Source organism: Dietzia sp. 179-F 9C3 NHS (genome assembly GCF_045369825.1).
Taxonomy (GTDB): domain Bacteria; phylum Actinomycetota; class Actinomycetes; order Mycobacteriales; family Mycobacteriaceae; genus Dietzia.
This window is the reverse complement of record NZ_JBIQES010000009.1, coordinates 131,537-144,826: the sequence shown is the minus strand read 5'-3', so window position 1 is coordinate 144,826 and position 13,290 is coordinate 131,537. Positions and strand designations below refer to the sequence as shown.

The following is a 13,290-nucleotide window of genomic DNA, read 5'->3' as shown; positions in this document are numbered from 1 at the left end:
CGCCGCACCCACGCCGAACACACCCTCAACCACCAGGGCGCACCCACCCCGACAGACACCACCCCCACCACCCAGGCAAACGACGATGCACCACCCTTCTGAGGAGCGGTTACACGTACTTGGCGACGGCCTCGAGGATCGTGTCGGCGACGTTCTGCTTGCACACGAGGAGGTCTGGGTACTCGATCTCCTCGACGTTGTAGACGAGTTCGGAGCCGTCGAGGCGGCTGGCGTGCAGACCGCGCTGTCGGACGACGCCGTAGGTGGCGGCCGAGTCCCACTGGTGGTGGCCGCTGGCGTGGATGTAGGCGTCGCACTCGTCCTCGACGACGGTGGCGGTCTTGCCGCCGCCGGAGCCGAGGCGGGCGAGGGAGGCGTCGAGCGACTCGGCCAACTCCTCGGCGAAGACCGGCGGGTCGGACTCGGAGACGGCGATGCGCAGGCGGTCGTCCTCGCGCGGCGGGACGAGCGGGCCGGGGCGGGGGCCGCGGATGATGGAGACCGGCTGGTAGGTGGTGGCGCCGCGGCCGGTGAGGACCCGGCCGTAGGCGGGCATGGCGATCGCGCAGGCGGTGATCTCGCCGACGCCCTCGGGATCCTTGGCCCACAGGGCGATGTGGACGGCCCAGTCGGGCCGGCCCTCGATGCAGTACGAGCGGACGCCGTCGAGGGGGTCGACAAACCAGACACGCTCGGCGTCGAGCCGGGCGCGCGCGTCGGGGTCCCACTCGCCGTACACGACGTCGTCGGGGCGGGCGACGGCGAGGCGGTCGCAGATCACGGACTTCGCCTCGGATTCGGCGAACTCGCCGAGCTCGTCGGGGTCGATTCGGGAGACCCGCAGGTCGGTGAGCAGTCGGCCGGCCTGGGCCGCGAGGTCCTCGGCCAGGCGCTGGTCGTTGGTGCGTCCGTGGGCGGGAAAGGGGCTCATGCGCCCGAGTTTAGAGGCCCGCGGGCACCTCCAGCGCCGCGAGGATCTCGTGGGGCTGGCCCAGCAGCTGGGCGGTGCCGTGAGCGCGCTTGAAGTACAGGTGGACGTCGTACTCCCACGTGATCCCGACCCCGCCGTGGAGCTGGATGGCCTCACCCGTGATCCACTGCAGGGCCTCGGAGCAGAACACCTTGGCGGCGGCCGCCTCGATCTCGGCGGCGTAGGCCTGCTCGTCGGAGCCCTCCTCGCCGTCGGTGCCGAGCGCCTCGGCGACGAGCGCGGCGGCGGAGTAGGACAGGGACCGGGCGGTCTCGGTCTTCACGTACATGTCCGCCATCCGGTGCTTGAGTGCCTGGAAGGAGCCGATGACGCGGCCGAATTGCTTGCGCTCCTGCGTGTACTGCACGGTCGCGTCGAGCACGGCGCGGGCGGCACCCACCTGCTCGGCGGAGATCGCGGCCCACGCCGCTGCCCGCAGGCGGGACAGGAAGCTCGCGCGGGTGGCGATGGGGGTCGCGGTGGCGCCGTCGAAATCCACGCGCGAGAGGGTGCGGGTGGGGTCCATGACGGGGACGCGGGTCGCGGTGACCCCAGCGGCGTCGGCGGGCAGTTCGAACAGGCCGATTCCCGGGGCCTCGCCGGAACCGTCGGTCGAGCCGGTGAGAGCCACCACGAGCAGGGTGGTGGCGGTGTCGCCGCCGAGCACGTGGTGGGCGGTGCCGTGCAGGGTCACGCCGCCCACCGCGTCGGAGCCGGAGCCGGAGCCGGAACCAGAGCCCGTGGCCTCGGCCCGCACACCCGGGACGGCCCACCCGGACTCGGACGCCCAGCACAGGGCGACGAGCTCGCCGGCGGCGATGCCGGGTAGGAGGCGGGCGCGGGCGTCGGAGTCGCCGGAGGCCAGGACGGCCTGGGCGGCGAGGACGGCGGAGCCGAGCAGGGGAGAGGGGGTGAGGCGACGGCCCAGTTCCTCGCACACGAGGTGGGTCTCCACCCAGGTGGCGCCGGCGCCGTCGTGGGCCTCGGGGATCGAGAGTGCGGCGGCACCGATCTGCTCGACGAACGTGGACCACAGGGCGGGGTCGTAGCCGTCCTCGGAGGCGAACGCGGCGCGGACGGCGGCCGAGTCGGAGCGCTTCTCGAGCAGCGAGGCGACGGAGGACCGGAGGGCGGCCTGCTCGTCGGTGTCGACGCCGGGGGCGGCGTGCGCAGCCTGTTCGGGGGCGGTCATCGGGCGGCCCCCGACGCACCGGCCCCGGCGGTGATCGCGTCGAGGACACGGCCGCGGTGGTAGGTCTGCGTGCCCCACGCCGACTGCAGGGCGCGGGTCTTGGTGAGCCACAGTCCCAGGTCGTGCTCGAGGGTGTAGCCGATGGCGCCGTGGACCTGCAGGGCGGTGCGGGCGGCGAGCTGGGCGGCGTCGGCGACGGCGACGCGGGCGGCGGAGACATCGCGGACGGCCGCGGCGGGGTCGTCCGGGTTCTCGGCGATGGCCAGGGCGCCGGCCCAGAGCAGGGGCCGGGACATCTCAAGGGCGATCGCTACTTCGGCGAGCTGGTGCTTGAGCCCCTGGTACTCGCCGATGATCTTGCCGTACTGCTTGCGCTGCTTGGCGTACTCGACGCTCATGTCGAGCATCGCCCGGCCCAGGCCCTGCAGCTGCGCGGCGGTGCCGAGCGCGCCGTGGTTGATCACGTCGAGCGTGCTCGCGGTGGCGACCTGTGCGCCGCGGTTCGGGGTGGAGACGGTGCGGGCGCGGTCGACCGACTGGTGGCCCTCGCCGGGATCGGCGGCGTAGACGGCGTCGTCGGCGGCCACCCAGACGTGGCGGGCCACGTGGGCGTCGGGCGCGTACGGGGACACGGGCGGGGCGGCGACGGAGGCGAAGGCGCCGGCGGCGATCTCCTCCGCGGCGGCGCCGACCTCGCCGTCGGCGCCGGCGAGCAGGCGGGGCGCCACCATGACGGACTCCACGACGGGGCCCGGCACGGCGCGCTTGCCGAGCACCTCGAGGGCCACCATGGCCTCGATGGCGGTGGCGCCGGCGCCACCGGCCTCTTCGGGGATGAGCAGCGCGGCGGCGCCGGTCTCGGCGACGCGGCCCCACACGGCGGTGCCCTTGTCGGTGTCGCCCGCGTCCCAGGCGCGGATGACCGACGGCATGTCGGACCTGTCCAGCAGCGAGTCGATGCTGGCGGCGAAGTCGATGATCTCGGGATCGAGTGCGAACTGCATGGTGATACCCCCGGTTCAGCCGCGCGGAAGGCCGAGGAGTCGCTCGGCGATGATGTTCTTCTGGACCTCGTTGGTGCCCGCGTAGATGGGGCCGGCGAGGGCGAACAGGTAGCCGTCCATCCACGGCGTGCCGGCGAGCTCGCCGGAGGTGCCGAGGATGTCCAGGGCGGTCTCGTGGGTGGCGATGTCCCAGTCCGACCAGAAGACCTTGTTGATCGAGGACTCGAAGCCGAGGTTGGCGCCGCCGGTGAGCGTGGTGACGGTGTTCCAGGTCGAGAGCTCGTAGGCGCGGGAGCCGATCCAGGCGTCGACGACCCGGTCGGCGAGCGCGCCGCGGGTGCGGTCGTCGAGCTGGGCCTCGTGGCCCGCCCACGTCTCCAGGAGGCGATCCGTTGTGGCGAGGAACCGGCCCGGCGACCGCAGTGAGAGGCCGCGCTCGTTGTTGGCGGTGGACATGGCCACCTTCCAACCCTGGTTGACCTCGCCGATGACGCCCGACGAGGCGGGGTCGGCGGGGTCGTCGGGGACGAAGACGTCCTCGAGGAACAGTTCGGCGAAGCCGGGCAGGCCGTCGAGCTGGTCGATCGGTCGGACAGTGACGCCCTCGGCGCGCAGGTCGAACATGAAGTACGTCAGGCCCTTGTGGCGGGGCTCGTCCGGGTCGGTGCGGAACAGGCCGAAGCCCTTGTCGGCGAACGAGGCGCGGGTGGACCACACCTTCTGGCCGTTGAGGACCCAGCCGCCGTCGACCTTCTTGGCGGTCGAGCGCAGCGAGGCGAGGTCGGAGCCGGCTTCCGGCTCGGACCAGGCCTGCGCCCAGATGTCGTCGGCGCGGGCCATGCGCGGCATGATCGCGGCGAGCTGCTCGGGGGAGGCGTGGTCGAAGAGCGTGGGGGCGAGCAGGAAGATGCCGTTCTGGCTCACGCGCAGCGGGGCGCCGGCGCGGAAGTACTCCTCCTCGAACACCACCCAGTTGACCAGGCCGCAGTCGCGGCCGCCGTACTCCTCGGGCCAGGAGACGACCGACATGCGGGCGTCGGCCATCGTGCGCTCCCACTGCCGGTGGGCCTCGAAGCCCTCGGCGGTGTCCATGTGCGGCAGTGGCTCGGCGGGCACGTTGGCGGCCAGCCACTCGCGCACCTCGAGGCGGAAGTCCTGCGTGGACTGGTCCAGGTCGAGATCCACGGGCTCAGCCCTCCTTCTTCTCGGTCGGGCCGGCGCCGGTCGAACCCGGGTTGGCGGTGTCGCGCATCGAGCGGGCGTCCATGCCGCCGAGGGAGGCGCTGAACGAGTCGGTGTCGTCGGGCTCGGCGTTGGCCGAGTGGGAGAACATGTGCCAGCCGAAGACGGTGTCGAGCGAGGTCTGCAGGCCCATCTGGTCCTCGCACATGTTGACGGCCTTCTTGGTCAACGCCAGCCCGAACGGCGGCATCGCCTTGATCTCGGCGGCGATCTCGTCGACCTTGGTCTGCAGTTCGTCGCGCGGGACGACGTGGTTGAGCATGCCCCACTCGAGCGCCTCGGCGGCACCGAACCTGCGACCGGTGTAGAGGATCTCCTTGGCGCGGCGGGGTCCGAGGACGAAGGCGTGGGCGAAGTACTCGACGCCCGGGATGCCCATCTTGACCACGGGGTCGGAGAAGAATGCGTCGTCGGAGGCCACGATGAAGTCGGCGATCCAGGCCAGCATGAGCCCGCCGGCGATGCACGCGCCGTGGACCTGGGCGATTACCGGCTTGGGGATCTCCCGCCAGCGGCGGCACATCTGCACGTAGACCTCGGTCTCGCGGGCCAGGCGTCGGTCGCCGCCGCCACGGGTGGTGTGGTCCCACCAGATCGCGGCGCGGTTGGGGTACTGCACGTGGTGGTCGCGCTCGACAGTGCCGATGTCGTGGCCGGCGGAGAAGTGCTTGCCGTTGGCGCGCAGGACGATGACCTTCACGGCGTCGTCCTCGACGGCCTTGATGAAGGCGTTGTCCAGCGAGTACGTCATGACCGAGTTCTGCGCGTTGCGAAAGTCGGGGCGGTTGAGCGTGACGTAGGCGGTGCCGTCGACGACCTCGTAGGCCACCGGCTGCGTGTCGGGCCCGAGGTCGTCGACCCCGAGCACCGGCGGGATCTGTGCAGGGGGGTGAGATGCGTCGGTCATGAGCTGGGATTCTCCTTACCTAGCAAGTGCTTGGTTGGTACTGTACCCGAGTGGCTGAACAGCGGGTAACGATGGACACCGACGTGAACTACCGCCGCCACACCCGGCGGATTGACCCGGCCGACCACGTCCTGGCGCCCGCGGCCACGAGTCAGGCCGTGTAGCCGCCGTCCACGTCGAGTTTCTGGCCGGAGACGAAGCCGGCCCGCTCGGAGGCGAGAAACGCCACGGCCTCCGCGACGTCGCGCGCCGTGCCGAAGCGGCGCAGCGGGATGTTGCCGCGGGTGACGGCGAGGGCGCGCTCGTCGAGGTCACCGGAGGCGATGAGCCGCTCCGCCATGCCGTCGGTGAGCATGCCCGGCCCCACGCAGTTCACGCGCACCCCGTAGCGGCCCTCCTCGGCGGCGAACCCGCGGACCAGTTGCTCGACCGCGCCCTTGGGGCCCGCGGAGAGCCCGTCGCGGACCGGGTAGCGGGTGGTGGCGGCGGTGGTCACGGCCACGACGCAGCCGGCGGGCCGGTCGTCGGTGGCGCGCAGGTGCGGCAGCGCGGCGTGGACGAGCGTGAAGAACCCGGCGGCGTCGTCGACGAGCTGGCGCCGGAAGTCGTGGGGATTCACGCGGCTGAGGTGGACCATGGGCACGTGCGGGCCGGCGCAGTGGGCGAGGACGCGCAGACCGCCGTACCGGGCGGCGATCCCGTCGAGGGCGGCGGGCACCTCGCCGTCGTCCCCGGATTCCCGACACTCCAGGTCGAGCCGCACGCACCGCACCTCCGAGCCCGTCGCCCCGAGCTCCGCGGCCAGGTCGACCGGCTCGGTGGAGCGGTAGCCCAGGATGAGGGGGGCGCCGGGGTGGTCGCGGGCCAGGGCGCGGGCGACGGCGCGGCCGATACCGCCCGAGGCGCCGGTGACGAGGACGGCAGGGGTTCCGGCGCCGGCCGCCGCACCGGAGGCGCTCATCGCAGTTCGGTTTTGAGGATCTTGCCCGACGGATTGCGGGGGAAGGAGTCCACGAACTCGATCGTGCGCGGCCGCTTGAAGTTGGCCAGGTGCTCGCTACAGAAGTCCGCCACGTCCTGCTCGGTGAGCGGCGAGCCCTCGCGGCGCACGATGTAGGCCTTGCCGACCTCGCCCATCCGCTCGTCCGGCACGCCCACGACCGCGGACTCGACCACGCCGTCGAGGCGCGCGAGGGTCTGCTCGATCTCGGCGGGGTACACGTTGAAGCCGCCGGTGATGTACATGTCCTTGAGTCGGTCGGTGATCCGCAGGTTGCCGCGCTCGTCGATCTCGCCGACGTCGCCGGTGTGCAGCCAGCCGTCGGGGTCGATGGTCTTGGCGGTGTTCTCCGGGTCGTCGAGGTATCCCTGCATCACCATCTCGCCGCGGGTGAGGATCTCGCCCTTCTCGCCGATCCGGATCTCCATACCGGGGTAGGCGCGGCCGCAGGTGGTGGCGACGGTGGTGTCGTCGTCGTCCGCGGTGGTGGTGGTGATGAAGCCCATGGTCTCTGTCTGGCCGTAGGCGGTGAGCACGGTCTCCAGGCCCAGGTCGGACTGCATGCGCTCGACCAGGACCACGGGCACCACGGAGGCGCCGGTGACGGCCAGGCGCAGCGACGACAGGTCGTGGTCGGCGCGCGCGGGGTCGTCGAGGAGGGTCTGGAAGATGGTCGGTGCGCCGGGCAGGACGGTGGCCTTCTCCCGCTCGACGAGCCGCAGCGTCTCGCCGGTGGAGTAGACGGCCAGCGGGATGATCGTTGCGCCGAACAGGGTGCACACGAGGAAGCCGGCCTTGTAGCCGAAGCTGTGGAAGAACGGGTTGACGATGAGGTAGCGGTCGTCCTCGGTCAGCCCGCCGTTGGCGCCCCACGCTCGGGCGCCGGCAACGGTCTGCCGGTGCAGCGCCACCACGCCCTTGCTCTTGCCGGTGGTGCCGGAGGTGAAGAGGATGTCGGCGACGTCGTCGCCGGTCACCCCGTCCGCGCGGGTGTCGGCGTCGGCGAGGAGGGTGTCGGTGGCCTCGGCCTGGAGGTCGGGGAGGTCCACGACGACGAGGTCCGCCGTAGCGGTGTCCCCGCCCTCGAGGGGGATCCGCACGATCATCCGCAGGTCCGTGGCCTCGGTCAGCGAGCCGCCGGCGGCGCCGACGAGGTCGGCGATCCGCTCGGAGCCGAGGAAGGCGCCGGCGACGACGGCCGCCACGGCGCCGGTGCGCTGGACGATCTCGAGCGTCTCACTACCGGTGTAGCGGGTGTTGGCGGGGACGACGGTGGCGCCGGCGTACTGCGTGCCCAGCGCCGCGACCACCCAGTGCCGGGTGTTGGGCGCCCAGATCACCACGCGGTCACCGGGACGCACGTCGTGCGCGACGAGCCCGGCGGCGAAGCGGCGGACCTCCTCGTGGAGCTGCGCCCACGTCCAGCGGGTGTCGTGACCGGCCTGGACGTCGGCGATCGCCTCGCGGTCCGGCCAGAGGCGCGCCGCTCGGCGCAGGGCGGCCGGGGTGGTCTGGACGGATGCTGCGTCGGTCACGGGGGAGGCTCCTCGCTGGCGGCGGGTGATTTCCGGGAAATGCTACCAAGCAGTTGCTTGGTGGTGGAGGATGTGAGCTGTGTTGATGAGTGATCGGGCCAGGCCACGGGGGGTCCTGGCGGCGATGATCGCGACCCTCGTCGTCGTCACCACGGTGGCCACGCCGCCCGCCCACGCCGACCCGACCGGTGGCGACGCCGGGCGGCAGTGGACGGCGGCCACCACCGCGCCCGGGCCGCACGCCGGGGTGGCCGTGGAACGCGGCCTGTCGGTGGTGATGTCCGACGGCGTCACGCTGAAGGCCGACGTGTACCGGCCCGCCGACGCCGCCGGCGTGCCGACCGGCGAGCCCACGCCCGTCGTCCTGAGTATGACCCCGTACTCCAAGCACCTCTCAGGCCTCGCGTTGGCACTGCAGGAGCCGGGCACCGCCCGCGCGCTCGACGACGCCGCGGCCGGCCTGAACCCGGACCAGGACTACCCGTCCGCGCTCGACGAGGCCGGCGCGCTCGCGCAGTCCGGCGCGGCCGCGGTGTTCGGGCCCAGCCTCGCGCTGGCGCGACACGGGTACACGCAGGTGATCGTGGATGTCCGCGGCACCGGCGACTCGGCGGGCGTGTGGGACGTGCTCGGCGAGCGCGAGCAGCAGGACACGATCGAGGTGATCGACTGGGCCTCGCGGCTTCCCGGCACCACCGGCCGCGTGGGAACCAAGGGCGTGTCGTACTCGGCGATCAACCAGCTCCAGGCGGCGGGCAAGCGGCCGGAAGCGCTCGACGCGGTGTTCGCCGTGGAGCCCGGAGTGGACCTGCTGCGCGACGTCGTGGCCCCCGGCGGCGCCGCGGGCGCGGGCTTCCTACCGCTGTGGCTGGCCGCGGTCAACGGCATCAAGTGGATGCCGAACGTACCCGCCGCGCTCACCGGCGGCCTCGCCCCGGGATGGCTCGAGGGGCGCACCGCCTCGCCGTTCACGATGGGGCCGGAGCTCGTGCAGGCGCTCACCGCGCGCAGTCACGCCGAGCTCGCGGAGATCGAGATGATCGGCGACTCGGCGTTCCACGCGGTACGCGAGTCGGACATCGAGGCGATCGAGGCGCCGACGTTCGTCTACGGCGCCTGGCACGACATCTTCACCCACAGCCAGACCCGCCTCTACGGCCGTCTCACGCTCCCGCCGGGGCAGAAGCAGGTCGTGATGGCCGACGGCTACCACAGCGTGGTGGGGCCCGGCATGGGACGCGACGGCGGGCCGCCGTCGCTCGACGCGCTGGAGCTGGCGTGGTTCGAGCGGTGGCTCAAGGGCGTGGAGAACGGGGTCGACGGCTACGGCCCGCTCACGCTGCGCCAGCCCGGCGGTGGCTGGGTGAGCCGGACCGCGTTCCCCGAGCCCGGCGTCGAACACCGGCGACTGTTCCTCGACGCCGCGCCCAGCGGCACCGCGCCGGGGGCCGGGCACGACGGCACCCTGGCCGCCGCGCCCGGGGGCGCCCACACGCTCACCGTGGCGCCGTCGCTGAACGGCTTCTGCTCGCGCGAGGCCGCCGGGGGCGTGGCCGGCGCGGGCGTGATCGGCGGGCCGCAGTGCACCCGCGACGAGCGGCACCGCGAGCAGGCCGGCCTGACCTTCACCGGCGCCCCCGCCGAGGTGGCCACCGAGATCTCCGGGCCGATCGCCCTGCACCTGGAGGTGGACCACGACGCCGTTGACGGGCACTGGTCCGTCGCCGTGTCGGACGTGGCGCCCGACGGCCGGTCCACGCAGCTCACCAACGGCCAGGTGGTGACGAGCCTGCGCGAGGTGGACCCCGACGGCTCCACCGTCCTGCCCGACGGCGTGTACGCGGACCCGCGGCTGAGCCTGCGCCGCGACCGCGCGCAGCCCGTCCGCCCGGGGGAGCGGGTGACCCTGGAGATCCCGACCCTGCCGGTCTCCGCCGTGCTGCGGCCCGGCCACCGGCTGCGCGTGTCCGTCTTCGCCGGCAACCTGCCGCGCGGACTCGCCCTGGGGCCCGCTCTGCACGAGGGGGCGCTCGCGCCGCAGCGGCTGCAGCTCGACCCCGCCGCGCCGAGCTGGGTGGTGGTGCCGACGGTGCCGGCGGGCTGACGGCGGGGCTCGTCCCTCCCGGCCGCCCTGTGCCCGGGTCCCGACGTCGGGCTCCCGGCCCGCCCGGCTCCCAAACCAAGCAAGTGCTTGGTAGGATGCCTGGCATGACTGAGAGCAGCAGGCCCGCGTCGGAGCTGACCGACGACGAGTTCGCCGCGGAGTTCCGCGACTGGCTGGACGCCAACCTCGTGGGCGAGTTCGCCGAGATCAGGGGCGCCGGCGGCCCCGGCAGCGAGCACGAGTTCTTCCCCCAGCGCCTGGCGTGGGAGAAGCACATGGCCGAGGCGGGGTGGACCTGCGTGGGATGGCCCGTCGAGCACGGCGGCCGTGGGGCCTCGCTGAGCCAGCAGGTGCGCTTCCACGAGGAGTACGCCAAGGCCGACGCCCCCGCGCGCGTGTCCCATCTCGGCGAGACGCTGCTCGGGCCGACGCTCATCGCGCACGGCACACAGGAGCAGAAGGACCGGTTCCTGCCGAAGATCGTCGACGTGACCGAGCTGTGGGCCCAGGGCTACTCCGAGCCCAACGCCGGCTCCGACCTCGCCAACGTGGCCACCACCGCCGAACTGCGCGAGGACGGCAAGTGGCACATCAACGGACAGAAGGTGTGGACTTCGCTCGCGCACCTGTCCCAGTGGGCCTTTGTGGTGGCCCGCACCGAGGAGGGCACGAGCCGCCACAAGGGCCTGAGCTTCCTGCTGGTCCCGCTGGACCAGCCCGGCGTCGAGATCCGGCCCATCCAGCAGCTCACCGGCACCAGCGAGTTCAACGAGGTGTTCTTCGACGACGCCGTGACCGATGCGGCGATGATCGTCGGCGAGCGGGGCGAGGGCTGGAAGGTGGCCATGACGCTGCTCGAGTTCGAGCGCGGCGTCTCCACCCTGGGCCAGCAGGTGGGCTTCGCCCGCGAACTCCAGCAGATCGTGGACATGGCGCGGGAGAACGGCGCCGCCGACGATCCGGCCGTGCGCGAGCGCATCACCCGCGCCTGGATCGGCCTGCGCGTCATCCGCGCGCACGCGCTGCGCACGCTCGCCGAGCGCGACGCCACCGGCGGCAACGCCTCCGCCGCCAAGCTGCTCTGGGCCAACTGGCACCGCGACCTCGGCGAGCTGGCGATGCTCGTCCAGGGTGCCCCCTCGCTCACCGGACCCACCCACACCTCCGAGGGCGCCGCCAACGACCTGCGCGACCCGGAGCACCTCGAGCTCGCCCAGTGGCAGCGACTCTTCCTCTTCACCCGCTCCGACACCATCTACGGCGGGTCCAACGAGATCCAGCGCAACATCATCTCCGAGCGCGTGCTCGGACTCCCCCGAGAAGCCCGTCCCGTGACCAAGGAGACCGCATGACCAACCGCCCCGTGTCCCCGCTCGCCACCGTCCCCGAGGAGACGCCCGGCCACGGGTTGCTCGCGGGCAAGAAGGTCGTGGTGACCGCCGCCGCCGGCACCGGAATCGGCTTCTCCGCCGCCCGCCGCGCCGCGCTCGAGGGCGCAGACGTCCTGGTGTCCGACTTCCACGAGCGGCGCATGAACGAGGCCCGCGACGCCCTGGCCGCCGAATTCCCCGACCAGCAGATCGAGGCCCTGACCTGCAACGTCCAGTCCACCTCGGACGTGGACGCCCTCATCGCCGGCGCTGCCGAGAAGCTGGGCCGGATCGACGTTCTGGTCAACAACGCCGGCTTCGGCGGCGAGGGCGAGCTCGTCGACATGAGCGACGAGGACTGGGACCGCGTCCTGGACATCACCCTCAACGGCACGTTCCGTGCCACCCGCGCCGCGCTGCGCTACTTCCGCGACGTGCCGCATGGCGGCGTGATCGTCAACAACGCCTCCGTGCTGGGCTGGCGCGCGCAGCGGGCGCAGGCCCACTACGCGGCTGCCAAGGCCGGCGTCATGGCCCTCACCCGCTGCTCGGCCATCGAGGGCGCGGACTTCGGCGTGCGCATCAACGCCATTGCGCCGTCCATCGCGCGCCACAAGTTCCTCGAGAAGTCGGCCTCGGCCGAACTGCTCGACGAGCTCGCCGCCAAGGAGGCCTACGGCCGCGCCGCCGACGTGTGGGAGGTGGCCGCCACCATCGCGATGCTGGCCAGCGATTACACCACGTACCTCACCGGCGAGGTCGTCTCCATCTCCTCGCAGCGCGCCTGACGCCCCCGCGCCCGCCTGACGCCCCCGCGCCCGCCTGCCCCGCCCGCCCGCCCCGCCCGGCCCGCCGCTTCGTACCCATAAGCAGACGTGAGTGAGGGACTTCCCCGAGTTTCGCCCGCTTATGAGTAAGAAGCGAGGCGGGGCGGGGCGGGGCGATGCTCGGGGGGGGCAGGGCGCTGTGAGGGCTGCCCGCTCAGAAGCCGCGTGAGGCGAGGGCGGTGCGGATGGTGGTGAGCAGCTGCTCCCGCTTTCTCATGAGCATCGTGGCTGTCACGACAATCACGATCCACCCCGCGGCCTGGAGGCGGTTACGCCGTTCCGCGTCGGCGGCCTGTTGCTGCTTGGTGCGGTGGTACTCGCCGTCGAACTCCACCGCGACCTTGGCCTCGGGATGAGCCAGGTCGATCCGTGCCCCGTGCTCGGGCAGTGTGAGCTGTGAGACGAATCCGCTGATCCCGGCCTCGGCCATGGCCAGTCTGAGGATCGATTCCCACGCGGATTCGTTCAGCGGATCCACTCGGGCCACGGTGCGTCGCGCGCGGGCGGACCCCCACGTGGCCGGGATGCCGTCGAAGAGCGAATCGACGCCGCCTGCCCAGAGCCTGCGGGTGGCGGGACTCGCGTCGATGAGTTTCTCGATCGCCAGGACCGCCCTTTCCCGATCGTGGAAGCGCGCCAGATCGAAGACCGTGAGCGCGGGCGAGGCGACCCGGGTGCCGCGGAGGATCTGGACGTGCTCCTCGGGGACCTCGTACCTGCGAAACACCACTCCCGCGCGGCGGGTCGCCGCGGGACCGACCCCGATCTCGGGCAGGAAGCCCGGATCGAGTCGGGCGCCGCGCACCGCGGCCGCGGACGGACCGACGAGTGTCCCACCGGGGTAGAGCGACGCCACCGCCAGCGACCGGACCGCGAGCGTCGGCTCGGATCGCTTGGGCACCCAGATGCCGCGATACAGGGGTCGGTAGTCGCGGCGCATCGCGTGCACGCCGATCGACTGTCGGAGAGTATCGGAGCGGTAGAAGGCTGGTGGCACCCGGTCATTGTGAGCACGCCCGCGGACCCGGTCCGGTCGGGAGAGCCTGCAGCAGGCGGCTGCTGTGGAGGCGCCGCAGGCCTGTGGAATTCCCCGCTCGGCCTGCACCCGACCGGCCGGCGCGCCCCTGATCAGCCGCCCT

General features: G+C 72.6%; 11 protein-coding genes. 3 read left to right on the top strand and 8 right to left on the bottom strand.

Annotated features, from left to right (window positions below; translation table 11 throughout):
- Positions 1 to 109: 109 nt before the first annotated feature.
- The 7 genes from ACH0BZ_RS12565 to ACH0BZ_RS12535 all read right to left on the bottom strand — a co-directional run bounded on the left by ACH0BZ_RS12565 (position 110) and on the right by ACH0BZ_RS12535 (position 7,850).
- Positions 110 to 931 carry an inositol monophosphatase family protein gene (locus ACH0BZ_RS12565; protein WP_406898801.1) on the bottom strand — a complete coding sequence of 274 codons (822 nt, stop codon included), beginning with the start codon at positions 929 to 931 and terminating at the stop codon, positions 110 to 112.
- 10 nt (positions 932 to 941) lie between these two features.
- Positions 942 to 2,162, bottom strand: coding sequence for an acyl-CoA dehydrogenase family protein (locus ACH0BZ_RS12560; protein WP_406898800.1), 1,221 nt, complete (start codon positions 2,160 to 2,162; stop codon positions 942 to 944).
- Positions 2,159 to 3,166, bottom strand: a complete 1,008-nt coding sequence (locus ACH0BZ_RS12555; protein WP_406898799.1) for an acyl-CoA dehydrogenase family protein — start codon at positions 3,164 to 3,166, stop codon at positions 2,159 to 2,161. The genes ACH0BZ_RS12560 and ACH0BZ_RS12555 overlap by 4 nt, the downstream gene beginning before the upstream one ends.
- 15 nt (positions 3,167 to 3,181) lie before the next feature.
- Positions 3,182 to 4,351 (bottom strand): acyl-CoA dehydrogenase family protein, encoded by a 1,170-nt coding sequence (locus ACH0BZ_RS12550; RefSeq protein ID WP_406898798.1) that lies wholly within the window; start codon positions 4,349 to 4,351, stop codon positions 3,182 to 3,184.
- 4 nt (positions 4,352 to 4,355) lie between these two features.
- Complete coding sequence (locus ACH0BZ_RS12545) at positions 4,356 to 5,315, bottom strand: enoyl-CoA hydratase (RefSeq protein ID WP_406898797.1); 960 nt, start codon at positions 5,313 to 5,315, stop codon at positions 4,356 to 4,358.
- A 151-nt stretch (positions 5,316 to 5,466) separates the two neighbouring features.
- Positions 5,467 to 6,276: an SDR family NAD(P)-dependent oxidoreductase gene (locus ACH0BZ_RS12540; RefSeq protein WP_406898796.1), complete on the bottom strand. Its 810-nt coding sequence runs from the start codon at positions 6,274 to 6,276 to the stop codon at positions 5,467 to 5,469.
- Positions 6,273 to 7,850, bottom strand: a complete 1,578-nt coding sequence (locus tag ACH0BZ_RS12535) for a FadD3 family acyl-CoA ligase (protein WP_406898795.1) — start codon at positions 7,848 to 7,850, stop codon at positions 6,273 to 6,275. Before ACH0BZ_RS12535 ends, ACH0BZ_RS12540 begins: the two co-directional genes overlap by 4 nt.
- Positions 7,851 to 7,935: 85 nt before the next feature.
- Here ACH0BZ_RS12535 and ACH0BZ_RS12530 point away from each other — a divergent pair, with 85 nt between their 5' ends.
- The 3 genes from ACH0BZ_RS12530 (at position 7,936) to ACH0BZ_RS12520 (ending at position 12,112) form a co-directional block, all read left to right on the top strand.
- Complete coding sequence (locus ACH0BZ_RS12530) at positions 7,936 to 9,954, top strand: CocE/NonD family hydrolase (protein WP_406898794.1); 2,019 nt, start codon at positions 7,936 to 7,938, stop codon at positions 9,952 to 9,954.
- Positions 9,955 to 10,058: 104 nt separating this feature from the next.
- On the top strand, positions 10,059 to 11,306 hold the full coding sequence (locus tag ACH0BZ_RS12525) for an acyl-CoA dehydrogenase family protein (RefSeq protein ID WP_406898793.1): 1,248 nt from the start codon (positions 10,059 to 10,061) through the stop codon (positions 11,304 to 11,306).
- The gene (locus ACH0BZ_RS12520; protein WP_406898791.1) at positions 11,303 to 12,112 is read left to right on the top strand and encodes an SDR family oxidoreductase; all 810 of its coding nucleotides are present in this window, start codon (positions 11,303 to 11,305) and stop codon (positions 12,110 to 12,112) included. Before ACH0BZ_RS12525 ends, ACH0BZ_RS12520 begins: the two co-directional genes overlap by 4 nt.
- A 193-nt stretch (positions 12,113 to 12,305) precedes the next feature.
- On the opposite strand, the gene ACH0BZ_RS12515 is transcribed toward ACH0BZ_RS12520, so the two are convergent.
- A complete protein-coding gene (locus tag ACH0BZ_RS12515; protein ID WP_406898790.1) occupies positions 12,306 to 13,148 on the bottom strand; it encodes an endonuclease domain-containing protein in 843 nt (280 codons plus the stop codon).
- Positions 13,149 to 13,290: the final 142 nt, after the last annotated feature.

Bases quoted from the DNA above. Each gene is read 5' to 3' on its own strand.
- ACH0BZ_RS12560 (WP_406898800.1), bottom strand. From the start codon at position 2,162: ATGACCGCCCCCGAACAGGCTGCGCACGCCGCCCCCGGCGTCGACACC.
- ACH0BZ_RS12565 (WP_406898801.1), bottom strand. From the start codon at position 931: ATGAGCCCCTTTCCCGCCCACGGACGCACCAACGACCAGCGCCTGGCC.
- ACH0BZ_RS12520 (WP_406898791.1), top strand. From the start codon at position 11,303: ATGACCAACCGCCCCGTGTCCCCGCTCGCCACCGTCCCCGAGGAGACG.
- ACH0BZ_RS12545 (WP_406898797.1), bottom strand. From the start codon at position 5,315: ATGACCGACGCATCTCACCCCCCTGCACAGATCCCGCCGGTGCTCGGG.
- ACH0BZ_RS12530 (WP_406898794.1), top strand. From the start codon at position 7,936: ATGAGTGATCGGGCCAGGCCACGGGGGGTCCTGGCGGCGATGATCGCG.
- ACH0BZ_RS12525 (WP_406898793.1), top strand. From the start codon at position 10,059: ATGACTGAGAGCAGCAGGCCCGCGTCGGAGCTGACCGACGACGAGTTC.
- ACH0BZ_RS12555 (WP_406898799.1), bottom strand. From the start codon at position 3,166: ATGCAGTTCGCACTCGATCCCGAGATCATCGACTTCGCCGCCAGCATC.
- ACH0BZ_RS12540 (WP_406898796.1), bottom strand. From the start codon at position 6,276: ATGAGCGCCTCCGGTGCGGCGGCCGGCGCCGGAACCCCTGCCGTCCTC.